This window comes from Arthrobacter sp. TE12232, from assembly GCF_054062615.1.
The window spans coordinates 4,644,019-4,669,407 of record NZ_JBSSFK010000001.1 but is presented as its reverse complement, the minus strand read 5'-3'; the positions used below and the strand labels follow the sequence as shown (position 1 = coordinate 4,669,407).

17 protein-coding genes are annotated in these 25,389 nt (G+C 67.0%); 7 read left to right on the top strand and 10 right to left on the bottom strand.

The window, feature by feature from the left end; genetic code table 11:
- Positions 1-27: 27 nt before the first annotated feature.
- The gene (lepA, locus tag ACVWZ7_RS20870; RefSeq protein WP_202615892.1) at positions 28-1,881 is read right to left on the bottom strand and encodes a translation elongation factor 4; all 1,854 of its coding nucleotides are present in this window, start codon (positions 1,879-1,881) and stop codon (positions 28-30) included.
- Positions 1,882-2,061: 180 nt separating this feature from the next.
- Between lepA and ACVWZ7_RS20865 the strand changes: the two genes are divergently transcribed.
- Together ACVWZ7_RS20865 and rpsT are read left to right on the top strand one after the other, a co-directional pair.
- Positions 2,062-2,676: a type II toxin-antitoxin system PemK/MazF family toxin gene (locus ACVWZ7_RS20865; RefSeq protein WP_456508986.1), complete on the top strand. Its 615-nt coding sequence runs from the start codon at positions 2,062-2,064 to the stop codon at positions 2,674-2,676.
- A gap of 203 nt (positions 2,677-2,879) precedes the next feature.
- Complete coding sequence (gene rpsT / locus ACVWZ7_RS20860; RefSeq protein WP_091251700.1) at positions 2,880-3,140, top strand: 30S ribosomal protein S20; 261 nt, start codon at positions 2,880-2,882, stop codon at positions 3,138-3,140.
- Positions 3,141-3,282: 142 nt separating this feature from the next.
- Here rpsT and holA read toward each other — a convergent pair whose 3' ends face one another.
- Genes holA through ACVWZ7_RS20845 form a run of 3 tightly spaced genes read right to left on the bottom strand, consistent with a single transcriptional unit; the run spans position 3,283 to position 7,257 of the window.
- Complete coding sequence (gene holA / locus ACVWZ7_RS20855; RefSeq protein WP_116767660.1) at positions 3,283-4,299, bottom strand: DNA polymerase III subunit delta; 1,017 nt, start codon at positions 4,297-4,299, stop codon at positions 3,283-3,285.
- The gene (locus ACVWZ7_RS20850) at positions 4,233-6,281 is read right to left on the bottom strand and encodes a ComEC/Rec2 family competence protein (protein ID WP_456508985.1); all 2,049 of its coding nucleotides are present in this window, start codon (positions 6,279-6,281) and stop codon (positions 4,233-4,235) included. The genes holA and ACVWZ7_RS20850 overlap by 67 nt, the downstream gene beginning before the upstream one ends.
- Positions 6,282-6,318: 37 nt before the next feature.
- Entirely contained in the window at positions 6,319-7,257 is a 939-nt protein-coding gene (locus tag ACVWZ7_RS20845) for a helix-hairpin-helix domain-containing protein (protein WP_456508984.1), read from the bottom strand.
- Between the two features lie 539 nt (positions 7,258-7,796).
- Here ACVWZ7_RS20845 and ACVWZ7_RS20840 point away from each other — a divergent pair.
- The gene (locus ACVWZ7_RS20840) at positions 7,797-8,429 is read left to right on the top strand and encodes a hypothetical protein (protein ID WP_456508983.1); all 633 of its coding nucleotides are present in this window, start codon (positions 7,797-7,799) and stop codon (positions 8,427-8,429) included.
- On the opposite strand, the gene ACVWZ7_RS20835 is transcribed toward ACVWZ7_RS20840, so the two are convergent.
- From ACVWZ7_RS20835 to leuS, 3 genes are all read right to left on the bottom strand, one after another.
- The gene (locus ACVWZ7_RS20835; RefSeq protein ID WP_090581036.1) at positions 8,413-8,598 is read right to left on the bottom strand and encodes a hypothetical protein; all 186 of its coding nucleotides are present in this window, start codon (positions 8,596-8,598) and stop codon (positions 8,413-8,415) included. The genes ACVWZ7_RS20840 and ACVWZ7_RS20835 overlap by 17 nt on opposite strands.
- A 93-nt stretch (positions 8,599-8,691) precedes the next feature.
- A complete protein-coding gene (locus ACVWZ7_RS20830; protein WP_456508982.1) occupies positions 8,692-9,714 on the bottom strand; it encodes a DegV family protein in 1,023 nt (340 codons plus the stop codon).
- Between the two features lie 164 nt (positions 9,715-9,878).
- Complete coding sequence (gene leuS / locus ACVWZ7_RS20825; protein WP_456508981.1) at positions 9,879-12,410, bottom strand: leucine--tRNA ligase; 2,532 nt, start codon at positions 12,408-12,410, stop codon at positions 9,879-9,881.
- A gap of 893 nt (positions 12,411-13,303) precedes the next feature.
- Between leuS and ACVWZ7_RS20820 the strand changes: the two genes are divergently transcribed.
- Genes ACVWZ7_RS20820 through ACVWZ7_RS20805 form a run of 4 tightly spaced genes read left to right on the top strand, consistent with a single transcriptional unit; the run spans position 13,304 to position 20,999 of the window.
- Complete coding sequence (locus ACVWZ7_RS20820; protein WP_456508980.1) at positions 13,304-16,453, top strand: efflux RND transporter permease subunit; 3,150 nt, start codon at positions 13,304-13,306, stop codon at positions 16,451-16,453.
- Complete coding sequence (locus ACVWZ7_RS20815; RefSeq protein WP_344367444.1) at positions 16,450-16,908, top strand: hypothetical protein; 459 nt, start codon at positions 16,450-16,452, stop codon at positions 16,906-16,908. The genes ACVWZ7_RS20820 and ACVWZ7_RS20815 overlap by 4 nt, the downstream gene beginning before the upstream one ends.
- Position 16,909: 1 nt before the next feature.
- On the top strand, positions 16,910-20,053 hold the full coding sequence (locus ACVWZ7_RS20810; protein WP_456508979.1) for an efflux RND transporter permease subunit: 3,144 nt from the start codon (positions 16,910-16,912) through the stop codon (positions 20,051-20,053).
- Between the two features lie 31 nt (positions 20,054-20,084).
- Positions 20,085-20,999, top strand: coding sequence for a hypothetical protein (locus tag ACVWZ7_RS20805; RefSeq protein WP_344367446.1), 915 nt, complete (start codon positions 20,085-20,087; stop codon positions 20,997-20,999).
- A gap of 99 nt (positions 21,000-21,098) precedes the next feature.
- On the opposite strand, the gene glpK is transcribed toward ACVWZ7_RS20805, so the two are convergent.
- From glpK to ACVWZ7_RS20790, 3 genes are all read right to left on the bottom strand, one after another.
- A complete protein-coding gene (gene glpK, locus ACVWZ7_RS20800; protein ID WP_116767644.1) occupies positions 21,099-22,613 on the bottom strand; it encodes a glycerol kinase GlpK in 1,515 nt (504 codons plus the stop codon).
- Between the two features lie 42 nt (positions 22,614-22,655).
- Positions 22,656-23,408: an MIP/aquaporin family protein gene (locus ACVWZ7_RS20795; RefSeq protein ID WP_091251809.1), complete on the bottom strand. Its 753-nt coding sequence runs from the start codon at positions 23,406-23,408 to the stop codon at positions 22,656-22,658.
- 156 nt (positions 23,409-23,564) lie between these two features.
- Positions 23,565-25,358 (bottom strand): glycerol-3-phosphate dehydrogenase/oxidase, encoded by a 1,794-nt coding sequence (locus ACVWZ7_RS20790; RefSeq protein WP_456508978.1) that lies wholly within the window; start codon positions 25,356-25,358, stop codon positions 23,565-23,567.
- Positions 25,359-25,389: the final 31 nt, after the last annotated feature.

Below are 25,389 nucleotides of genomic sequence, written 5' to 3'. Positions count from 1 at the left end.
CGGCAGCAACAGTCATGGCAAGCACCGCTACTTCTTGGCCTTGTCCTTGGACTCGTCCGTGGTGAGGGCGGCGATGAAGGCTTCCTGCGGGACCTCGACACGGCCCACCATCTTCATGCGCTTCTTGCCTTCCTTCTGCTTCTCCAGCAGTTTGCGCTTTCGGGTGATGTCACCGCCGTAGCACTTGGCAAGCACATCCTTGCGGATGGCGCGGATGCTTTCGCGGGCGATGATCCGTGAGCCGATGGCGGCCTGGATGGGCACCTCGAACTGCTGCCGCGGGATGAGTTCGCGCAGCTTGCCGGTCATCATCACGCCGTACGCGTATGCCTTGTCACGGTGCGTGATCGCGGAGAACGCGTCCACCTGCTCGCCCTGGAGCATGATGTCCACCTTGACGAGGTCTGCGACCTGGTCGCCGTCGGCCTTCCAGTCCAGCGAGCCGTAGCCGCGGGTCTTGGACTTGAGGATGTCGAAGAAATCGAAGACGATTTCGGCCAGCGGCAGGCGGTAACGGATTTCCACCCGGTCCTCGGAAAGGTAGTCCATGCCGCCCATGACGCCGCGCCTGCTCTGGCACAGCTCCATGATGGCGCCGACGAACTCGTTCGGTGCCAGGATCGTTGCAGCCACCATCGGTTCGCGGACTTCAGCGACCTTGCCGGTGGGGTACTCGCTGGGATTGGTGACGTGGACGACTTTCTTGTCCTCCAGCGTCACCTCGTACTCCACGTTCGGGGCGGTGGAGATCAGGTCCAGGTTGTACTCGCGCTCGAGCCGCTCGCGGGTGATTTCCAGGTGCAGCAGGCCCAGGAAGCCGACGCGGAATCCGAAGCCCAGCGCGGCGGACGTTTCAGGCTCGTACACGAGCGCGGCGTCGTTGAGCATCAGCTTCTCCAGCGCGTCACGGAGCACCGGATAGTCCGTGCCGTCCAGCGGATACAGGCCGGAGAAGACCATCGGTTTGGCATCGGCGTAGCCGGGCAGGGATTCGCTGGCCGGCTTGGCGAGGTTGGTGACGGTGTCGCCCACCTTGGACTGGCGGACGTCCTTCACGCCGGTGATGAGGTAACCCACTTCGCCGACGCCGAGGCCCTTGGACGGTGTGGGCTCCGGGGAGCTGACGCCGATTTCCAGGAGTTCGTGGGTGGCGCGGGTGGACATCATCTGGATGCGTTCGCGCGGGTGCAGCATGCCGTCGACCACGCGGACGTAGGTGACGACGCCGCGGTAGGTGTCGTAGACCGAGTCGAAGATCATGGCCCGTGCCGGGGCGTTCGGATCGCCGACCGGGGCGGGAAGGTCGCGAATGATTTTGTCCAGCAGGACTTCCACGCCGGCGCCGGTCTTGCCGGAGACGCGAAGGACGTCGTCGGGGTCGCCGCCGATCAGGTTGGCGAGTTCGGCCGCGTACTTCTCCGGCTGGGCCGCCGGGAGATCGATCTTGTTCAGGACCGGAATGATCGTGAGGTTGTTTTCCATCGCCAGGTAGAGGTTGGCGAGGGTCTGCGCCTCGATGCCCTGGGCCGCGTCCACGAGCAGCACCGCGCCTTCGCAGGCCGCGAGTGAGCGCGAGACCTCATAGGTGAAGTCCACGTGGCCGGGAGTGTCGATCATGTTCAGCGCGTAGCTGACGCCGTCGAGCTCCCAGGGCATGCGGACTGCCTGGGACTTGATGGTGATGCCGCGTTCGCGCTCAATGTCCATGCGGTCCAGGTACTGGGCCTTCATGTCACGGGACTGGACAACGCCGGTGTACTGGAGCATCCGGTCGGCCAGTGTGGACTTGCCGTGGTCAATGTGCGCAATGATGCAGAAGTTCCGGATGATGGCCGGATCTGTTGCGGCGGGCACCGGGGCGGTGCGGGCCATGGGAGACACGCAGGGTCCTTACTGTTGGCATTTCTGGTGGCTTGTCCACGGGTCGGCGCGGATGCTGGTTCCCCATCCTGCGACGTGGCGCATTTGTCGTTCCAATAGTCTCCCACGTCCGGGCCCGTGGCAGTGCATCCCTGCATTCCGTTGCGGACTCTGCCCAGAGCCTCCCGGTATGGTTTCCCCATGGCTTGGAACTTACGCTCGATCGGCACCGCGGTCCGCGACGCACTGCGCTTCTTAGACAAACTTGGCGGCTCCGCGCCGGGCACCACCCGCGGACCCGCCGCAAAGCCGACACGCAAACCGGCCGGGAAGCCGACTGCGAAGCGGCGGCCGGCGCAGTCCCGGACGGGAGCTTCGACCCGGACGGGCGGCGCCCCTGCCGCCGGACTGACCGGGACCTACCCCGGCGATTTCCGGGGACGCGCGACGGTCCGCTATGCCCCCGCACCGAACGGCCTGCCCGAGCCCGGCGAAATCGTGTGGACCTGGGTGCCCTATGAAGAGGACCACTCCCAGGGCAAGGACCGTCCGGTGCTGCTGGTCGGCACCACCGGCCGCTACCTGCTGGGCCTGATGCTGACGAGCAAGGACCACGACGGCGACGCCCGCCGCGCGGACGACTACGTGGACATCGGCACGGGACCCTGGGACCGCCAATGGCGGCCGAGCGAAGCGAAGCTGGACCGGGTTCTGCAGATCAACTCGAAGGATATCCGGCGCGAAGGAGCGGTCCTGGACGCGGGCCGCTTCGACCTCATCGCCTCGGCCCTGCGGAAGCGCTACGGCTGGAGCTGACCCGCCTGGCGCCGGGACGCACCGCCGGATCGCCGCCGCACTCGTGCCTGCAGCGGCATCTCTGCTATTATTTACAGCTGTGTGTCCGTGCAGGTCGACGGCCACAGATGGTTGGTCGCCATAGGTATCCCCACGCCGCTCAGTCAATGGCCAATCTGAAAGCCCTCTAGACCATTTTCCGCATTGAAAAAGAGAGTTCACACGTGGCTAATATCAAGTCCCAGAAGAAGCGCATCCTGACCAACGAAAAGGCTCGCCTGCGCAACAACGCAGTCAAGTCCGAGCTGAAGACTGCCATCCGCGCCGTCAACACCGCCGTTGAGTCCACCGACAAGGATGCCGCGTCTGCTGCTCTGGTAACTGCCAGCCGTAAGCTGGACAAGGCTGTCAGCAAGGGCGTTCTTCACAAGAACAACGCTGCAAACCGCAAGTCCGCGATCTCCAAGAAGGTCAACGCACTCTAAGGTTTTCCAGTTCACCTGAACTGATGATTGTGGCCGGCACCCTGTGGGTGCCGGCCACATCCGGTTAAGCCGCGGCGTTGTTAGATGCGCGTCAAGTAGCGCTTCGCTTCACGCAGTCGTGCCGGCGGCGCGCACCCGGGCGTCAGGACCTCCGGACCGACGTCGCAATCACCGTGACGGCGTGTTCCACGGCGTAGACGGGATCGCGGGACAGTCCCTTGACCTGCGCGTCAGCCTCGGCAGTGACCTGGATGGAGCGGACCAGCCCCTCGGGCGTCCAGCGCCGGACCTCCCGCTGTGCCTGTTCAACGAGCCACGGCTGCATCCCCAACTGCTTGGCAATCTGCGAGGACGAGCCCTGCGCGCCGGCCACCTTTGCCAGGGAGCGCAGTTTGGATGCCAGGGCCGCCACGATCGGTACCGGGTCCGCGCCGGTGTCCAGGGCGTGGCGGAGCGTGGAGAGGGCGAGAGGGCCGTTCCCGGCCATCGCGGCATCGGCGACCTTGAAGGCCGTTGCTTCGACCCGGCCCCCGTAGTATCTGTCCACCATGGCGGCATCCACGGCCGTGGTGGCGTCAGCGATCAGCTGGCTGCAGGCGGCCGCGAGTTCCGCGAGCTGCGCGCCAACCGCGTTGACGAGGGCGTGCACGGCGTCGGGTTCGATGCGCCGGGAGGCCGCCTTGAACTCGGTCGTGACAAACGCGATCTTCTCGGCGTCTTTCTTGAGGGGCTGGCAGTCAACGACCGGCCAGCCCCCAGCCTTGATCGTATCCAGTAGCTTCTTGCCGCGGACACCCCCGCCATGACGGAGCACCAGGACGGCATCCGGCTCCGGCTGTGCCACATACTTCAGGGCATCGGCAAGGAACGCATCGTTCATCGCCTCGAGTCCGTCGATCTCGATAAGCTTCTGCTCGCCGAAGAGTGACGGGCTGACGTTCATGGCCAGCGACCCGGCCGAGTAGCTCGCGGCGTTAAGCCGGGTGACCTCGACGTCGGGTGCCGCCTCGCGGACCTGCCCGCGAATACGGTCCATGGCACGCGCGCCCAAGTAATCCTCCGGCCCGCCCACCAGGACGACAGCCGCAGGTGTCACATCGCGCCAGGTGGCGCTCTTCGTCGCCGAGGTCCTGGGCCGTGGGGTCTGGGCAGCAGCCACTCGTGATTCCTCCCGGAAGTTGGTTTGCAGACTCTAAGCGTCCCACGCCCGGACCGGTGCTCCAAGCCGTACCCCTCGCTCTGCCGGGCGGTCTGCCCGGACCGTCGGACGGACCCCGGGGCCCGCATCGCCGGCGGCCAGCCCGCCAGGACGGCGACGGTCCACGCGTGTGCCGCCAGCGACGACCGAACCACCGCGGCGGGATGCAGGGCCAGCCACACCATGCCGAGCACAGTCGCGGAAAAGATGCCCATGGTGGCCGCACCAAAGCCTCCCTCCGGCCACGGCAGGGTGGCGCCCGGGAGGGCCGCGAAGAAGCGCGCGATCCCCGCCACTGCGCCGGCCAAGGCGGCAGCCGGGGCCATCAAGAGCTCGGCGGCGGCAGGGACTACGGGAAGAAGGACCGCGGCTGCGGTCCCGAGCAGCGTTACGGGCGCCACGAGCGCTGCGGCAGCCACGTTGGCGGCCAACGCGTAGGCGCCGAACTGCGGCTGCAGCAAGACGATCACGGGACCGCAGAAGAGTTGGGCGGACAGCGGTACGGCCACGCCGCCCGCGGCCCAGCGCGGCACCGGCGCCGGAATCCAGTCCATGATGCGGCGTCCCGCAATCACAATTCCCAGCGTGGCCAGGACCGAGAGCACAAAGCCGAAGCTTGTCGCCAGGACCGGCTGTACCAGCAGCAGGCATATGACGGCAACGCACAGGAGGCTGAGTCCACGCCCTGCCCGGCCAGACGCTATTGATGCGAGACCGATGCCGCCCATGAGCGCGGCCCGCAGCACGCTGGGGTCCGGCCCGACCATGAGGACGAACAGCCCGAGCCCGGCGAGGCTGGCCGCTGCGGCGGCCACGCGTGGCAGACGCAGCGTGCGGGCCGTGAGCAGCAGCGTCCCCAGGATCAGGCTGCAGTTCGCGCCGCTGACGGCGGTCAGGTGCGTCATCCCGACTGTCTTCATGGCGTCTTCCAGTTCCGCGTTCAGGGCACTGGTGTCGCCGGTGACCATCCCGGGCAGCAGCCCGCTGGCGTCGCCCCCGAACCGGGCAGCGGCGGCGGTGAAACTCCGGCGCAGCCCGCCGGGAGCTTGCTGCCAGAACCCGGGGCCGCGCAGCACCGTGGGCGCGGACGAGGCTGAAAGGATTCCCGCGTCGGGCTCCCCCGGCGCAGCGGCGCGCACTCTTCCGGTGGTGCGCAGCTGCTGGCCCGGAACTGCGTGTTCCCACGCCGTTCCTCCCATGACGACGAACCGTGCGTCACCGGCGATCCTTCGGCCGTCGAAGGTCACGACCTTTAGCGTCACGGGGACCGCCCAGCGGTCTGCCAGGCCGCTCGCTCCGGGAGTCCTGAGCCGCCGCGGCGCGCCGGCAACCTCCACTTCCGCGACCACGGCTGCCCGGGCATCCACGGCCTCAGCAATCGCGCCGTCATGCCGCCGGGATGACTCGACGGCGGCGTGCGCGCCCGCCGCGACGGACAACAACAAGGCCGCGGCCAGGGTGGCGCGGAAGCTGCGCGGGGCCGCCGGCCCATGACGCGGGTCATACCGCAAGATCTCACGGCCGGGCCCGGCACGCCCCACAGTGCGCCGCCCAACGTGGGAGTGACCAACGTGGGAGCAACCCGCCACGACCAGCAGCATTGCCCCGGCCGCCGCCATGCCGCCGCAGAGAAGTGCCAGCTCCGCCGGATTCAACCAGTTGCCGGCGACGGCGGTCCCCCACACCAGAAGGGCCGGCGGCACGAGGCGCAGATCCGCCCGCCGTTGCCGTTCCCTTGGGCGCCGTTCCGCCGGGCGCCCGCGCCCGGCATCCGGCTGCAGCCGGTGATGCCGTAACAGCGATGTCCGGGGCCCTCGAACCCCGGCGCCGGCCTCCGGGCCGCCGGCTTCCCCGAGTGCCGGCGAGCGGACGGCCGCGTCGGCATACCGCTGCCAGAGGTTGCGTCCGCCGGGCACAGGACCCCGCCCAGTGTTCGTCTCCACGCCTCGCCGCTGCGCATCAGCTTCATTCCGGGGCATTTCATACGCTCACTAACGGCAGCAGGGCCTCGAGCAACTTCGGGCCTATGCCGTCCACCGCATCGAGTTCCTGCACGGTCTTGAACCGCCCGTGCTGCGTCCGCCAGTCCACGATCCGCTGTGCCAGGACCGGCCCGACGCGCGGGAGGGTTCCCAGTTCCTCGAGCCCGGCAGTGTTGAGGTTGATCTTTCCGCCGCCGCCTTGGCTCGTGCCGGCCGCGCCGGAACCCGGCGGCGAAGCGCCCCCGCCGTCGGACGCACCGGCCTGATCGGGTTCGCCGCGTATCGGCACGAGGACCTTCTGCCCGTCCTCCAGCACGGCTGCAAGATTGAGCCGGTCCGGCTCCGCGGTATCCGTAGCCCCGCCCGCAGCCGCGATCGCTTCGTAAAGCCGACTCCCTGCCGGCAACTGAACCACCCCAGGTCTGGCCACGGCACCGGCGACATGGACCGTGATCGCTCCTGCCCCAGCGCCGGCATCGTCTCCCGGCGGCGCACTGGCCACCGCGGCCGACTGGGCCGGTGGCGCCTCCGTCGCGGGGGCGGACTCGCTGAGCGGGGCCATCCGGGGGCCTCCGGTGCCCGCCTGCCACCAGAAACAGCCGCCCAGCACCGCGGCCAGGACACCCAGCAAAGCCGCAGCCCTCACACCTGTCCTGGCCCGCAGCCGCGCGGAAAGCGGGGGCCGTCCGTCCCGCCGGTGCCCGGCGAGTCCACCCAAGTGGCCTGCGGGGAGACCTTGCGGGGGCGTCTGGACGTCCAGCAAGCCCGGGGAGGGCGCCGCCGCCCTGCCAGCATCCGACGCTGAGCCCGGGTACTCGGAGCCGTGGGCATGACGGCGGTTCCCGGCGTCCCCGGAACTTCCTAGCGTCGCTGCCAGGCGTTCCCGGGCAACGCTGGCGCCTGCGGCGGATTCGGCTCCCGGGTCCCGGCGTGACATGGGAACGACTCTAGGAAACCCGCAGCGCCACCGACATCCCGGACCGGCCGTATGTGGAAATACCTGCGTAAAACACGTATTAGAGCGCCAGCAGGCAAGTATTCCCTACGCTGGTGCCCGCCAGGACCCGGTGGTAACGTCTGGATCCTCATCGAGAAACCTTGCCGGCTGGGGGCAATCTTGATCGTCTGGCTGTGTCCGCCAGACGTCGAAAGCTGGTGTGCAATGAAGTGGTTGTCTGGGCCTGCGTCGGTTGCGGCTCTTGGCGTCGCAGCAGTGCTGGCACCTCCTGCGGCGGCAGACACAACGCAAGCTACCTCGACCCAGGTCGTGAACTTCGCGGTTGACGGCAGTTACTGCCCGCAGCACGGCCTGTACGGCATAGCGCACGTGACGGTTGACGGCAGCGCGGGAATGTCTGCCGACCAGAATTTCATCTGGACTACGCAAACAGCGGCCACGTCCATCCACTCGGTCCCGCCGCAGGGCGCCGTCGCGAACGTCACGATTGTCTATCATTGCAATGTCCAGGTGCTCTGGTGGCTGGAGCCGGGCGACGCCCGAAGGGTGACCGCGGCCCTTTGGGTCAACGGCTCGGCCCCACAGCCCAACTACACCATCGGGCCGAATCAGCCGACGCCTCCGCGGGCCTCACCACCGACGCCGACGCCGACCCCACAGCCAACCGCACAGCCGGCCCCCCAGCCGACGCCGGGGCCAACCTCGCAGCCGGCCCCTCAACCGTCGTCTCAGCCCACCCCGCCGCCGGCCTCGCACCCGGCATCTCAGCCACCGGCACACTCTGCCTCGCAACAGGCGTCGCTGCCGGCGTCGCTGAAACCCGCACAGCCTCCACAGCCCGCACAGCCGCTGGCCCCGGAACCGGCACTCCCGCCGACGTCCCAGCCAAGCACACAGCCTCCGACCGTACCGACCATGCCACCGACACCGGAACCGACTGCGGAACCAACGTCCCAGCCGAGCACACCGCCGACACCACAACCGACGCAGGCGCCAACCACACAACCGACGTCACAACCGACAGCGGATCCGACGCCGGAACCAACCTCAGGAGCGACGACGCGGCCGACGTCTCCGCCGACCTCCCTGCACACGCCCCGGCCGACCCCGTGAGGGGCAGCTACCAGCCGGAAATCACTGCTGGTAGGTGATGTAAGCCTCGTACTGCACCCGCCACTTGTCGGCGGCCTTGGGGTCCGGAACGGTGGTGGTGAGGAACTGGACACTGGTGACTTGGCCTTTGAGGTATTTCAGCCATTTCGTCACCTCTTCGGCGACGTCGCGATCGAACTGGGCTACGTGGTGCACCTGCATTGCCATGACGGCCTCCGGTTGCGCTGGGGTTCGGTGCAGTGACTTTACCGCCAGCGCACTTTCCCGGCCAGAGTCCTCTGTCCGCAGCAGAGGCAGGCGTTAGTCGCCAGCTTCAGCGGCGGCCCTGCCCGCGCCCGCTTCCCAGGTGTCGGGGGTACTGCCCTCCCCCACGATCACTGCCAGCACGCCGAGCCCAGCGTGGGCAGCCAGGACAGCGGGGAGGGCGCTGATCTGGGCCGGCGGGCAGGCCGGCAACGCTGCCGCGAGGCGTCTGGCAAGCTCCTCGGCCTGGGCCTGATTGCCGAAGTGATGCACGGCCAGCCGTGCCTGCCCGGCCGGGCGGGCGGAGGCATCGGCGGCAACGATTTCTTCCAGCCGCGCAATGGCCTTCGCCGCGGACCGGACTTTTTCCAGCGGAATGATGCGGCCGCCGTCAACGGCAAGGATGGGTTTGATGGAGAGCATGGTCCCCCAGAGCGAGGCGGCCGCCCCGATCCGGCCGCCGCGGCGCAGCTGTTCCAGGCTCGGAACGTAGAAGTACACTTTGGTGCGGTCCAGCCGGTCCTGCGCGAAGGCCTTCACTTCGGCCGCGTTCCTGCCCTCGGCCGCCGCGACAACGGCGCCCTGCACGCCCATCCCCTGCGCCATGCCGACGGTCCGCGAGTCGATGACCTCCACCGGGATGCCGACCCGTTCGGCCGCCAGCCGTGCTGCGTCGGCGGTCCCGGACAGGTCACCGGAAATATGGATCGAAACCACGGACTGGAAGCCACGCCCGCCGGCCGCCCGGTAGGCGTGTTCAAACTGGCCGGGTGAAGGACGCGAGGTCTTGACGGGCTTTCCGCTGGCCAGGGCCACGGCGATCGTCTCGGCGATGTCGTCCTCGCCTTCGCCGTAGATTTCGGCGCCCACCATGACGGGCATCGGCACCACCGTGAGCCGGCCGTCAGCGCTGAACTCACGGACCCAGTCGGCGGGCAGCGCGGCGGCAGAGTCCGTGACCACCGCAACCTGCACGACGGCGCCCGGTACGGCTTCGGGGCCGACGCCGGCCCGGTGGCCCGGCCGGAGCCGGACGAACCGCTCGCGCAACCACGGCCAGCCTGATTCGCGCTCTGGCACCGGGGACCTCCTGCTGTCGGGATGCCTGGACTGGATCGTTTGGATTGGACCTGCGGCCACGGGGTCCGTGCCCGCCGCGTCGGCACCACGGGCCTTGGCGACACTGGCCGCCGGCATCTGCCGGCGGCCAGTGTCAGGCTAGAGCGTCTGGCTTCTACGTCCGGCTAGGCCGGGACGATGTTGACCAGTTTAGGCGCCCGCACGATCACCGTGCGGAGGGCCCGGCCGTCGAGGGCCCGCTGAACGTTTTCCGAGGCCAGCGCCAGTTCGCGCAGGTCGTCCTCCGCGATGTCCGGGGAAACCTCAAGACGGTCCCGCACCTTGCCCTGCACCTGGACGACGGCGATGACCGTGTCCTCCACGAGCAAGGCGTCGTCGTGCGTGGGCCATCCCGCGTTGGCGACCGACGCCGGGTGCCCCAGGACGTTCCACAGGTCCTCTGCGGTGTACGGCGCAAACAGGCTCAGGATGACGGCGACGGCTTCGACCGCTTCGCGGACCGCAGGGTCCGCCCCGCCAGCACCGGTGGCTGAATCTATGGTTTTGCGGGTCGCGTTGACCAGTTCCATGAGCTTGGCGACGACCACGTTGAACTTGTTGTGATCCAGCAGGGCCTGTGCGTCGGCGATGGTGCGGTGGGTGACGGTGCGCAGGGCACGATCACCCGTGGCGAAGTCGACGCCGGGTTCGCTCGTCACGTCCTGGCCGAGCCGCCAGGCGCGGGCCAGGAATTTCGCGGAACCAGACGGCGAAACATCTGCCCAGTCGACGTCGTCCTCCGGCGGGGAGGCGAAGATCATGGTCAGGCGGACGGCGTCCACGCCATACTTGTCCAGCTGTTCGCCGAGGTCGACGCCGTTGCCCAGGGACTTGCTCATGGCCTTGCCGCCGTTGAGCACCTGGCCCTGGTTCAGCAGCGCACGGAAGGGCTCGTCGGCGTCGATCATGCCGAGGTCGTGGATGACCTTGGTGAAGAACCGTGCATAGAGCAGGTGCAGGATGGCGTGTTCGACGCCACCCACATACTGGCCTACCGGCATCCAGTCGTTGATCTTGGCGGGGTCAAACGGGCCCTCGGTGAACTCCGGGGAGACGAAGCGCAGGAAGTACCAGGACGAGTCCACGAAGGTGTCCATGGTGTCCGTGTCGCGCTTGGCCGGGCCGTGGCACGCGGGGCACTCGACGTTGACCCAGGCCTCGGCGGCGGCCAGCGGGGACGTGCCCTTCGGGGACAGGTCCTCGCCGCGCAGGTCCGCCGGCAGGGTCACGGGCAGCTGGTCATCCGGGACGGGGACCTCGCCGCAGGCCGGGCAGTGGATGATGGGGATCGGGGTGCCCCAGAACCGCTGCCGGCTGAGCAGCCAGTCACGCAGGCGGAAGTTCACGAACTTCTCGCCGGTGCCCTGCTGCTCCAGGATCGCGATGGCGGCCGGGATGGCTTCGGCCTTCGCCAGCCCGTCCAGTGCGCCGGAGTTGATGAGGGTGCCTTCGCCGGCGGTTGCCGTGCCGGAGACTGCAGGGTCTTCCTCGCCGGTGTCCAGCACCGCCCGGACGGGCAGGTCGAAGGTTTTGGCGAAGTCGAGGTCGCGCTGGTCATGGGCCGGGACGGCCATGATGGCGCCCGTGCCGTAGTCGGCCAGGACGTAGTCCGCGGCCCAGACGGGCAGCTTCTCGCCGTTGAGCGGGTTGACCGCATAGCGGCCGGTAAACACTCCGGTCTTCTCGCGTTCGGTGGACTGGCGCTCGATCTCGGACAGTGCCTTGACCTGTTCGCGGTAGGCGTCCAGGGCCGCGGCGTGCTCGTCGGTGACCAGCTCGACGGCGAGCGGCGCGTCGGCGGCGACGACGAAGAACGTGGCGCCGTAAAGGGTGTCCGGGCGCGTGGTGAAGACCGTGACGTCCTTGGCGGCCTTGCCGCCGTCGGCCTCGATCACAAAGTTGACGTGGGCGCCCTCGGAGCGGCCGATCCAGTTCTTCTGCATGGCGAGGACGCGCTCGGGCCAATGCCCGCGCAGTTCGTCCATGTCATCGAGCAGCCGGTCCGCGTAGTCGGTGATCTTGAAGTACCACTGGTTCAGCGACTTCTTGGTAACGGGCGTGCCGCACCGCTCACAGGCGCCATTGACAACCTGCTCGTTGGCCAGCACGGTTTGGTCCTTGGGGCACCAGTTGACGGGCGAATCCTTGCGGTACGCCAGGCCGCGCTCGTAGAAACGTTTGAACAGCCACTGCGTCCAGCGGTAGTACTCGGGGTCGGAGGTGTGCAGCCGGCGGGACCAGTCCGCGGAGATGGCATAACGCTTGAAGGACGCCGCCTGGGTGTCGATGTTGGCGTAGGTCCACTCGCTGGGGTGCGCGTTGCGCTTGATGGCGGCGTTCTCCGCGGGCAGGCCGAAGGAGTCCCAGCCGATCGGGTGCAGCACGTCGTAGCCCTGCTGGCGCAGGTAACGGGCCACCACGTCGCCCATCGCGAATGCCTCGGCGTGGCCCATGTGAAGGTCACCGGACGGGTACGGGAACATGTCCAGCACGTAGCGGCGTTCCTTTGAACCGTCGTCGAGCGGCGTGAAGACCTTCAGGTCTTCCCAGACCTGCGGCCATTTGGCTTCCATCGCCGCGAAGCTGTAGGCACCTTCCTCGGGCCCCTCCGCCGCGGCTGCTGGTGATCCGGTCTGTGTTTCCGGCTGAACGCTCACTGCTGGCCTCTTCTGTTCTATACGGCCTGTTAACTCAAGCCTGTCTACCGTCAGGCCTGCCTGCCGCCAGGCCTGTTTACCTTCAAGTCTGCACTGTCTTAAAGACTGCACCGCCAAAGCCGGTTGCCCGGCCCTGGCTCCTTGCTGTCCGTGCGCGGCGCTTCCTGCCGTTACCGCCTGCCCTGCGGTCCGGAACAGAGCCCGGACACACAAAAGCCCCTCGACATGGAGGGGCCGCCGCTCGGCAATCCGAGGTCTCGTCGGGATCGAGGTCTCGTCGGGATGCCGGGCGGCTAACTAAGCAGGAGCACAGCGCGCATAGGACCACTTTAGCCCCTCGGGCTGATTCGCGCTGAAACGACAGCCCGATGCGGCCCGGGAGTCGCGGGCGCACGGACCGGTCCCCCGCCGCGCGGGCGATTGTGCCCGAAATTGTTATAAATGCCTCACCTGCGGACCCGCGGTACCTACGGTGAGCCCAAAATGGCCGCCGGCAAGTAGTGGAAACGAAAATTCAGGCAGCGACCAAAGGAAAAACAAGCAGAAATGTCGGCATCACCCAGGTGGGAAGCGTCGGTTTTCGGGCCCCTCCGGGTGGTCTTCAATAAAAAAACGCATCATATGCCGCCTAACTGGGAAAGACCCGTGAATCCCCCCGATGCAGCCTCACAATTTCTGCTTGCCAAACACCTCAAAGGGGAACACCATTCGAGATAGGTCAGCAATTGGGATCTCGCCGGGGGGATTCGCACATGGTCTCGGGTTGAGGAGCCTGTCATGAGTCACTTGCGCACTACTTCTATGCAACCAGCAAAAACCCTCAGTGCCCGCCCGTACCGCGGCGGCCCCCTGGAACAGGCCTAGCCATGTTCGGCTGGATTACCCGTTTCAGTATGCAGTTCCGCATCCTGGTCCTCGCCCTGGCCGCGGGACTCATTGCCTTCGGGGTGGTGAACATCCCGCATATCGCCGTCGACAGCATGCCCGAGTTCGCGCCCGCGCACGTCGAGATCCAGACCGAGGCCCTGGGCCTGTCCGCCGCCGAGGTCGAGCAGCTCATCACCTCTCCCATGGAAGCCGACCTACTCAACGGGGTGGCCTGGCTTGATGAAATCCGGTCCAAGTCAGTCCCCGGCCTGTCCTCGATCGAGCTCGTGTTCGAGCCGGGCACCGACCTTCTGCGCGCGCGCCAACTCGTGGCCGAGCGCATGACCCAGGCCCACGCGCTGCCCAACGTCTCGGCGCCACCACTGATTATGCAGCCGATGTCGTCAACCAGCCGCGTGCTCATGGTCCGGATGACCTCCCAGCAGCTCTCCGGCATCGAAATGTCCGTCCTGGCCCGGTGGAAGATCAAGCCGCGGCTCATCGGCATTCCCGGTGTCGCCAACGTGTCCATCTGGGGTCAGCGCGAACAGCAGCTCCAGGTCGAAGTCACTCCCACGCAACTCCGCGACAAGGGCATCACACTCGAGCAGGTCATCAAAACCACGGGCAACGCCGTCTGGGTGTCTCCGCTGAGCTTCCTTGAGGCATCAACGCCCGGCACGGGCGGGTTCGTGGAGTCGCCAAGCCAACGTTTGGGCATTCAGCACGTCCTGCCCATCCGGACGCCCGCCGACCTCGCCAAGGTGAGCGTCCAAGACGCCGGCTCTCCCATGCTCCTGGGTGAGATTTCCCAGGTGAAGGAGGACCACCAGCCGCTGATCGGCGACGCCGTCGTCGGACAGGATGCAGGCCTGCTGCTGGTGGTGGAGAAGTTCCCCGGAACCAGCGCGCTGCAGGTCACCAGGGATATCGAGGCTGCCTTGAACGACATGCAGCCGGGGCTGTCCGGAATCCAGATGGATACGTCCGTCTTCCGGCCCGCCTCGTTCCTGCAGGATGCAGTGGACGGTCTTGGCGTGGCACTGCTCGTGAGCCTCCTGATCGCCATCCTGCTCTTCTGGCTGCTCTTCCGTTCCTGGCGCGTCGCGGTGATCGCCCTTGTGGCCCTCACGACTACCGTCATGGCGGCCGGGGCGGTCCTCTACCTGCTTGACGCCACACTGAACATCTCGATCCTCGCCGGCATCCTGCTGGGCGTGTCCGTGATCGTGGGAGACATTGTGGAGGATGTTCAGGCGCAGCGGCGCCGGCCCCTGCGGGCCACCGGACCCGAGACTGAAGCCACCATCAGGTTCCGCATGGTGCAGCTGGTCCGCAGCGTCCGCACCCCGTTGTTCCACGGGTCCCTCGTCATGGCCATGGCGCTCGCGCCGACGCTGTTCGTCACGGGAGTCGGCGGCGCGTTCTTCCAGCCGTTGTTCTGGTCGATGGCGCTGACGCTTGCCGTCTCAATGCTGGTGGGCTTGTCCGTGACGCCTGTCCTGGCGTATCTCCTGCTGCCCCGCGAGAGGGCCCCGCGGCCTGACTTGCCCGTTGTTGTCCGGGCCAAGTCCTACTATGACCGGGCGCTCGAGGGCGCGCGGTCCCGCACCGCGGTCGGCATCGTTGCTGTCGCCGTCGTTGGCCTGCTCGGACTCGCCGCCGCATCCCAGCTGGTCGGAACCCGTGCGGTCGTTCCGACCATTCCGGACCGGACGCTCCTGGTGCAGTGGGACTCCATGGCCGGCACGTCCAACGACGAAGTCCGCAGGGTGGCGTCGAAGGCGTCCGAAGAGCTGCGGGCACTGCCGGGCGTTTCGGGAGTCGGCGGACATATCGGCCGCGCCATTTCCTCCGACCAGGTGGTGGGTAACAGCTCCGCGGAACTCTGGGTGTCCGTCACACCGGACGCCAATTTCACCGAGACGGAGAAAGCTGTCCGCGACGTCGTCCAAGGCTACCCGGGCATCGCCCACAACGTCGTGAACTACTCCCAGCAGAAGATCGGTGAACAGCGCAGCAGCATGGATCCGGGATTCGCCGTCCGCGTCTACGGCACCGACATGACGGTCCTGCGCGAAAAAGCCGAAGAGGTCCGCAAGGCCCTTGAGACGGTTGACGGCGTGCAGAACCCGACCATCAACGCCGGCGCCATGACGCCCATCGTCGAAGTCGAAGTCAACCTCGCCGAGGCGCAGAAAGTCGGCATCAAACCCGGCGATGCGCGGCGCGCCGCCGCGGCCCTGATGCAGGGCATTGTGGTCGGCAACCTCTTCGAACAGCAAAAGGTCTTTGAAGTGGTGGTGCGCGGCGCGGTGGACGTCAGGGACGACCTGACCAGCATCCGCGAACTGTTGCTCGACACGCCAAGCGGCGGTCAGGTCCAGCTGGGCCAGATCGCCGACGTCCGGCTCGTACCAAACGAAGTCGTGATCATGCACGATGACACCTCGCGGAGGATCGACGTCGTGGCCGACGTCAGCGGGCGGCCGCTGGCGGATATCCAGCGCGACATCAACGCGGCGATCTCGCAGATCCAGTTCCCGCTGGAATACCACGCCGAAATCCCCACCAAATACAGTGAACAACTGGCCGGAGACTCCCTGGTGTTGTGGATCGGCGCGGCAGCCCTCATTGCCATCCTGCTCCTGCTCCAGGCAGCCGTGCGGAGCTGGAAGCTGGCCCTCGCCGTCTTCCTGTCGCTGCCGGCCGCGCTGGCCGGGGCCGCCATAGCGGCGTGGATCGCGGGGGATGCAATCACCGTGCTGTCGCTCACCGCGTTTGCGGCGCTGCTGGCCGTCGCCGGCCGCAACGCGGCATTGCTCTCGGCCCGTACAGATGAGCTGTGGCGGGCGGCCCCGCAGGAGTCCCGTGAAGAAGCCGTCTTGACTGCAGCGCGGGAGCGGGTGTCGCCCATCCTGAAATCCGCCCTGATCACGGTGGCGATCCTGATCCCGCCGGGACTCTTCGGCGGCGCCGTGGGCGGGGCCCTCCTGGGGCCGATGGCCCTGATCATTGTTGGCGGACTCGTCACTACAACCCTCATCGGGATCTTCGTGCTCCCCCTGCTCGCGCTCTGGTTCGGGCCCCGGTCCGCCCCCGAAGAGTGGGCGGAAGTCTACGAAGCCGAAGTTCCCGTCCAGCCCGTTATGCAGGAAAAGGTGGAAGCAAAATGACCAGCCAACAGCCCCTGCGGCGCCTGCCCCTGGCGGCCGCCGTCTGCGCAGCCCTTCTGTTCGCGTTGCCCTCGTGCGCCCAGACGACGGCGGCAACGCCCGCCGCCGTCTCGGCCAACGAACCCGCCAAGGTGGAGAAGAATGCCGCGACCGGCATCGCGAAACTGACCTTGACCGAAAAGGGAATCGAGCGCCTGGACCTGACGACCGATACCGTCAAGGCCGGCACGGGGACGGCCGTCCTGCTGCCCTATGCGGCCCTGCTCTACGACGCCAGCGGCAAGACCTGGGTGTACACCAACCCGGCCCCGCGGGTCTACCAGCGGGAACCGGTCACGGTGGCCAAGGTGGAGTCCGGAGTGGTCACCGCTTCGGCGGGGCCCGCGGTGGGCACCGCCGTCGTGACCGTCGGCGCGGCTGAACTGTTCGGCGCCGAGTTCGATACGGCCCATTGACATGCGCCGGATTGTCGCTGCGAGCCTGAGGTTCCGGTCGATCATCATTGCGATGGCCGCCGCCCTCATGATCGTGGGCGGCGCGCAGCTCAGCAGTGCTTCGGTGGATGTCTTCCCGGAGTTCGCGCCGCCCCGTGTCGAGGTCCAGACGGCGTGTCTGGGGCTCACGGCCTCCGAAGTTGAGGAACTGGTAACGGTTCCGATGGAGGAGGCCTTCAACGGCATTGACGGTTTGGACCAGATGCGGTCGAAGTCGGTGTCGCAGCTGTCCGCTATTGTGCTGGAGTTCAAGCCCGGAACCGACCTGCTCACGGCCAGGCAACTGGTGTCCGAGCGGATGGCAACCGTCATTCCGACCCTGCCCACCTGGGCGGCGCCGCCGCTGATGCTCCAGCCGCTGTCCTCCACCAGCCGCGTCATGAAGATCGGGCTCTCCTCCGAAACCCGCTCCCTGATCGAAATGTCCATGATTTCCTACTGGAACATCAGGGCGCACCTGCTCCGGGTGCCGGGCGTCGCGAATGTGGCGATCTGGGGCGAACGCCTTCAAATGCTGCAGGTCCAGGTAGATCCGGCCAAACTGGCTGCCAACGACGTCACCCTGGAGAACGTCATGAACTCCACGTCCGATGCCCTGGACGCCGGCCTGCTCAAGTACTCCCCCGGCGCCCTGATCGGCACCGGAGGGGCGCTCGAGACGCCGAACCAAAGCATGGGCATCAGGCACGTCCAGCCCATCACGTCCCCGGCGGACCTTGCCCAGGTGGCGCTGGAGGAGCGTGAAGGCCTGCCGCCGTTGCGGCTCGCCGACGTGGCGAACGTCGTGGAAGACCACCAGCAGCTGATCGGTGACGCGGTGATCAACGGCGGCCCCGGCCTCATGCTGATTGTCGAAAAGCTGCCGTGGGGCAACACGCTCGAAGTCACGCGAGGGGTTGAGGAGGCCCTCCAGGAACTGCAGCCCGGCCTGACCGGGATCGCAGTCGACACCACGTTGTTCCGGCCCGCCTCGTTCATCGAGGAGTCTCTCGGCAACCTGGGCCTCGCGCTCCTGCTGGGCTGTTTCCTGGTGGTCCTGGTGCTGAGCGTCTTCCTGTTCCAATGGCGGACCGCGCTGATCAGCGTCATGGCCATCCCGTTGTCCCTGACAGCCGCCGCCCTGGTGCTCTACTGGACCGGAGGAACGATCAACACCATGGTGCTGGCCGGGCTGGTGATCGCCGTCGGGGTGGTGGTGGACGACGCCATCATCGACGTCGAAAACATCGTCCGGCGGTTGCGGCACCACCGTGCCAGCCGCGGAACCGAAAGCACCGCCCGCGTGGTGGTCAATGCCTCCCTGGAAGTTCGCGGCCCCATCGTCTACGCCACGCTGATCATCGTCGCAGCCACTGTGCCGATCTTCTTCCTGGACGGACTGACAGGCGCCTTCTTCCGGCCCCTGGCCATCTCCTACACCCTCGCCGTGATGGCGTCCATGCTGGTGGCCCTCACAGTCACGCCCGCCATGGCGTACATCTTCCTGCGCAATGCCACGCTGGAAGACCGCGATCCGCCGGTAGTCCGGGTCCTCAAACGCTGGTACGGCGCCGCACTCCGGCCCATTGTGCGGCGGCCGCTCCCCGGCTACCTCGCCGTGGCAGCGTTCGGCGTCGTGGGCATCATCGCGGCCCCGCTACTGGGCCAGTCGCTGCTGCCGTCATTCAAGGAACGCGACTTCCTCATGCACTGGGTCACGCAGCCCGGCACCTCCAACGCCGAAGAAGTACGCGTGAGCCAACTGGCCTGCAAAGAGCTGATGACCGTTCCGGGCGTCAACAACTGCGGGTCCCACATCGGTCAGGCATTCGCCGCCGACGAGGTGGTGGGCGTCAACTTCGGTGAGAACTGGATCAGCGTCGACCCCTCGGTCGACTACGACAAGACCCTGGCCGCCATCCAGCAGATCGTGGACGGCTATCCCGGCATCCACCGGGACGTCCAGACCTACCTCAAGGAACGTGTCCGCGAGGTGCTGACCGGCACGGGCTACTCGATCGTCGTCCGCGTCTACGGCGATGACCTGGACACGCTGAAGAAGCAGGCGGACAAGGTCAAGACGGTCCTCGCCGGCATCGACGGGGCACTCGGGGCCAAGGTTGCCCTGCAGGTCAACGTGCCGCAGGTCAATGTCGAGGTGGACCTGGACGCCGCCAACCGCTACGGGCTCAAGCCCGGTGACGTCCGCCGCGCCGCGGCCACCCTGGTTTCCGGGGAGGAGGTCGGCGACGTCTACCGCGACGGCAAAGCCTACGACGTCCAGGTCTGGAGTCCTCCCGAAATCCGGACCAGCGTCACCAGCATCGAAAACCTCCCCCTGGACACCCCGAGCGGACAGCGGATCCGGGTGGCCGACGTCGCCAGGATCTCGGTGAAGCCCACCCCCAACGTCATTGAGCGTTCGGAAGGGTCCCGGCGGCTGGACGTCAGCGCCAACGTCAAGGAAGGCGACCTCGCGAGGGTCGTCGAGAAACTGGAAGCCGAACTCAAATCGGTGGAATTCCCCACCGGCTACAGCGCGGACATCCTGGGCGAATACGCAGAGCGGCAGGCCGCCTCCCAACGGCTGCTCCTCTTCGCGATCGGTGCCGTCATTGTAGTGTTCCTCCTGCTCCAGGCAGCATTCCGCAGCTGGCGGCTGGCCACGCTCGCCATCCTGACTCTGCCGGTCGCACTGGTGGGCGGGGTAATCGCCGCGCACATGAGCGGCGGAATCCTGTCCCTTGGCTCGCTGGTCGGGTTCCTGACCGTGATGGGCATCGCCGCGCGCAACGGCATCCTGCTCATCAACCATTGCCAGCACCTGGAGCAGTTCGAGGGCATGCCGTTCGGCCGGGACCTGGTCCTGAGGGGTGCCGCCGAGCGCTTGTCACCGATCCTGATGACCACCCTGGCCACCGCACTGGCCCTCGTGCCGCTGGTGGTGATGGGCACCAGGCCGGGTCATGAGATCGAGCACCCGATGGCCGTAGTGATCCTCGGCGGTCTGGTGACCTCGACACTGGTCAACCTGTTCATCGTTCCATCGCTCTACTTGCGGTTCGCCAAGAAGGGTCCGGCACGTGACCGCGAGCCCCGCCAGCCGGAGCCCGTACCCGCCGCATAGCAGCAACCACCAACACTGAGAGGGCAGACAGATGACTCCACGAGGTAAGAGATTCACCGCCTACGGCACGGCGTTCCTGTTGGTGGTGGGGTCGCTGACGGCGGCGACTGCGGCAACTGCGGCTGCCGCCGCGCCGGCGGCCACCAGTTCCCAGGAACTGTGCGGCCCCGGTTCGGCGCTGTCATTCAACCGTTCCGCCTTCCCGGCAAAGCCCCTGATCAACAACCAGTGGCTCACGCTCAAGCCCGGCATGCAGTACACCACCACCGGCAAAGTCGTCTCCGCGGACGGGACCACCGTGCGCAAGGTTGTCAGCACCGTCACGGGACTGACCAAGGTGATCGACGGCGTCACGACGATCGCGATTTGGGACCGCGACTACTCCGACGGTGAACTCGTGGAGTCCGAGCTCGCCTTCTTCGCCCAGACGACGAAGGGGGCGGTGTGGCTCTTCGGCGAGTATCCGGAGGAGTACGAGAACGGCAAGCTTGCCGGCGCGCCCAGCACCTTCATCAGCGGCATAGACAAAGCCCGGGCCGGCATCGCGATGCAGGCCGAGCCGCATCGGAACACGCCTGCCTACGTCCAGGCCTACGCCCCCACCGTGGACTTCCTGGACTGCGGCGGCGTCAAGTACAAGCACCTGTGCGTCTGTGTCCCTACAGGGTGCTACGACGACGTGATGGTGATCGATGAGTTCAATCCACTGGATCCGCCCAGCGCCGGCCACCAGCGCAAGTACTACTCGGCCGGGACCGGGCTCATCAAGGTGACAGCTGTCGGCGGGGAAGACCAGGAGTTCCTGGATCTGGTCAACATCAAGAAACTCTCCAGCGCCGAGCTTGCAAGCGTCAACGCGCGTGCGCTGGCGATCGACCGCCGGGGCTACACGGTCAGCAAGGACGTCTACGCCAAGACACCGCGCGCAGTCGTCTCGACGCCCTAACGTCCTGTCACCGGACACAAAAGAGCTCCGGCCGGGGAATCCTGGCCGGAGCTCTTCCGTGTCCGCCGGAACTACCGGCTGGCGGGTTGGGACGTGGTGCTACTTCACGTCCGCGTCAACCCAGTCCATGGACTTGGTGACGGCCTTCTTCCAGAGGCGCATCTGGCGTTCGCGCTCGGACTGGTCCATTTGCGGCTCCCAGCGCTTGTCCTCGGCCCAGTTGGCCGAGCACTCGCCCAGGTCCTTCCAGAATCCGACGGCCAGGCCGGCCGCGTAGGCTGCGCCCAGCGCCGTCGTCTCGACCACCTTGGGCCGGATGACCGGCACCCCGAGGATGTCCGCCTGGAACTGCATGAGGGCATCGTTGGCGACCATGCCGCCGTCGACCTTCAGCTCCGTCAGCGGAACGCCGGAGTCGGCGTTGACCGCGTCCAGCACCTCACGGGTCTGGAAAGCCGTGGCCTCCAGTGCCGCGCGGGCAATATGGGCCCTGTTCACATAGCGTGTGAGGCCCACAATGGCGCCGCGGGCGTCCGAACGCCAGTACGGCGCGAAGAGGCCCGAGAACGCCGGCACAATGTAGACGCCGCCGTTGTCCTCCACCGAGGCGGCCAGGGTCTCGACCTCCGGGGCGCTGCTGATCATGCCGAGGTTGTCCCGCAGCCACTGGATCAGCGAACCGGTGACGGCAATGGAGCCCTCCAGCGCGTAGTGCGGTGCGGCGTCGCCCAACTTGTAGCCAACCGTGGTCAGCAGCCCGTTCTTCGAGTGGACGATTTCCTCGCCGGTGTTGAAGATCAGGAAGCAGCCCGTGCCGTACGTGTTCTTGGCTTCACCGGCGTCGAAGGCGGCCTGGCCGAACGTGGCCGCCTGCTGGTCGCCGAGGATCCCGGCCACGGGAACCTCACGCAGCAGCTGGGACGTGTGCACAGTGCCGTAGACCTCGGAAGAGGACTTGATGGTCGGCATCATGGAGGCCGGGACGCCGAACGCGTCCAGGATCTCCTGGTCCCAGGACAGCGTCTCCAGGTCCATGAACATGGTCCGCGAGGCGTTGGTCACGTCGGTGACGTGGACGCCGCCGTCGGTCCCGCCGGTGAGGTTCCACAGCACCCAGCAGTCCGTGTTGCCGAAGACGAGGTCGCCGGCCTCGGCCTTGGCCCGGGCGCCTTCGACATTGTCCAGGATCCACTTGATCTTGGTGCCGGAGAAGTAGGTCGCCAGCGGCAGGCCGACCTTCTGCTTGAAGCGTTCCGGGCCGCCGTCCTTGGCGAGTTCGTCGACGATCGGCTGCGTGCGGGTGTCCTGCCAGACGATCGCGTTGTAGACCGCCTCGCCGGTGGTCTTGTCCCACACAACGGCCGTTTCGCGCTGGTTGGTGATGCCGACGGCGGCGATGTCGTGGCGGGTCAGGTTCGCCTTGGACAGTGCCGAGGCGATCACCTCGCGGGTGTTGTTCCAGATTTCCGCGGGGTTGTGCTCCACCCAGCCGGCCTGCGGGAAGATCTGCTCGTGCTCCATCTGGCCCGAGGAGACAATGCTGCCGCTGTGGTCGAACACGATGGCGCGGGTGCTCGTGGTGCCCTGGTCAATGGCGACTACGTACTGGTTCATATTGACGTCCTTGTCTGTTTGGCGTGGCAGGTGAATTGGCGATTAGTGAGGGATTACCGGGGCGATGATCGGCACGACTGCGGCCACAATGCCGGCCAGTCCACCGCCGATGAGGGGTCCGACGACGGGGATCCAGGAGTAGCTCCAGTCACTGGAACCCTTGCCCTTGATCGGGAGCAGGGCGTGGGCGATGCGGGGGCCGAGGTCACGTGCGGGGTTGATGGCGTAGCCCGTGGGGCCGCCGAGCGAGACACCGATGCCGACAACGAGCAGGGCCACCGACAGCGGGCCGAGTCCGGAGGGCGTTCCGCCGAAGGTCAGGATGACGAACACGAGGACAAAGGTGCCGATGATCTCGGTAATCAGGTTCCACTGGTTGGAGCGGATCGCCGGGCCGGTGGAGAAGACGGCCAGCTTGCTGGCGGGCTCGGGCTCGACGTCGAAGTGCTGCTTGTGGGCCAGCCACATCACGATGGCACCCAGGAAGGCACCGAGCAGTTCACCGCCGAAGTAGGTCAGTGTCGAGGCGAAGTCGACTGGAACGCCGGGAGCGTACAACTTCTTGCCGTTGAGCAGCAGACCGAAGGTCACCGCAGGGTTCAGGTGCGCCCCTGACTGGGCGGCAACGTAGACACCGGAGAAGACGGCAATGCCCCATCCCCAGGTGACCATCAGGAACCCGCCGTTGTTGCCCTTGGTGCCTTTGAGCGCAACGTTGGCCACCACGCCGCAACCCAGCAGGGTCAGCATTGCGGTGCCGAATACTTCGGACAGGAAAACTATTCCAAGAGACATCTTTGACTCCTCTATTTTCTGTTGTCGGCCTCCGCGAGTTTGGAGGCCGTGGGACCGGCAGCATGTTGGTGCTGCCGGCCAGCCACTGCGCCGGCCGCCGGGGCGGACCGCGCAGTGCTTGCACCCGGGCTTCCCTGCCCGGGCACGCAAGTCGAATCAGGCGACCAGGCTGTGGACCCGGACGCCGTGGAACCGCTGAAGCACCTCCTGTGCGTGGGTGATTTCCGTGGCCCGGCGTGCCGCATCCCAGCCGAGCGGGCCGGAGAGGATGTCGGCAATTTCGTTCAGCAGTTCGCCGGTCACGAGGCCCCGGAAGGCCAGGGACGTGCGGCGGATGAGGACGTCCACGAGGTGCCCGATCTGCTCGTGTGCCGCCATGAACTCCAGTTCGCGGGTGCTGAGCTCGCGCGTGGAGTGCAGCAGCCTGTCCGCCTCGCCGGCGTTGGCATCATCCAGGAACCGGATGACCTCTTCGGCGCGGGTCCCGTAGCGGGTCAGGAGTCCGGTGACGCGGGCGGCGTCGCGGCCGGCGGACATGTGGGCCTTGATCCAGCGTTGGACGCCGTCCTCGCTGTCCGGGAAGCCCGCGCCGCCGCCGATGGCGAGCTTCGCCGTCGAGAGCTTGCGTTCCATGCCGAGTTCGGCCAGGACGTCGTTGCTCAGGTGCTCGGCGAGGGCACGGAACGTGGTCCACTTGCCGCCCACCAGGCTCAGCACGGCCCCGCCGGCGCCCGCACGGCGTTCGATCCGGTAGTCCCGGCTGACGAAGCCCGGCTGGGTGGCGTCGTGCTTGGGAAGCGGCCGCACGCCGGAGAACGTGTAGACGATTTGTCCCCGGTCCACCGTGATGTCCGGGAAGACATGGCCGATCAGGTCAAAGAAGTAGTCGATTTCCGCCTCGGTGCAGACGGCGTCCTCGGCCATGTCGGCGTCGACGTCCGTGGTGCCGACCAGGACGCGGTCCCCCATCGGGTAGATCAGCACGATCCGGCCGTCGGTGTGTTCGAAGAAGATTTCGCGCCCGTTGCACGCCGCCAGCAGCTCCGGGTGGTCCAGCACGATGTGCGAACCCTTCGTTCCGCCCATGAAGGACGACGCCGCCCCCATGGCCTCGTTGGTCAGGTCGACCCAGGCGCCCGTGGTGTTCACGATGACGTCGGCGGTGAAGTCAAACACCTCGCCGCTGAGCTCGTCGCGCAGCTGAACGGTGGTTCCGGTACCGGTTCCGGCACTGGTTCCGGCGGCGCTTCCGGTGCTGCCGCCCATGGAGACGAGCGAAACGTAGTTGCTGGCCCGGGCCAGGTGGCCGTCCGCGCCGCCGGCTTTCTCGCCGTCCTGGAGCACGTCGAGGGTGAGGCGCTCAGGGTTGTGGACCGAGGCGTCGAAGTAGGTGGCCGCGTATTTGATCCCCGGGTGCAGGCGGGGCAGTTCGGCCAGCGCGCGCTTGCGGCCGCGGAACTGGTGGCGCGGCACCGTGCCGCCGTCGCGGGAGAAGAAGTCATACATGCTCAGGCCGAGCTTGATCAGGAATGCGCCGCGTTCCGTGTGCTTGCCCTGCTTGTGGGTCAGGAAGCGCATCGGGGCGGCCAGGACACCGGAGAAGGTGCTGAAGATGGGGATGGTGGTCTGCAGCGGCTTGACGTAGTGCGGTGCGATCCGCAGGAGCCTGTTGCGTTCGACGACGGACTCCTGCACGAGGCGGAACTCGCCGTTTTCGAGGTAGCGGATGCCGCCGTGGATCATGTGGGAGGAAGCGCCGCTGGCGCCCTGGCAGTAGTCGCCGCGCTCCACAAGCGCGACGTCGACACCCTGGAGGGCCAGGTCCCGGAACGTGCCCACCCCGTTGATGCCGCCTCCGATGATCAGAACCTGCGCGTGCCGCCGCGTCCGCAGCTTCTGCACCGAGGCGCGATCGTTGGCCGGTGTGCGGGCTGAGTCCTTCTGTCCCAAAACTGCTCCCTTGGGTTTGGTTCTGTGCGGC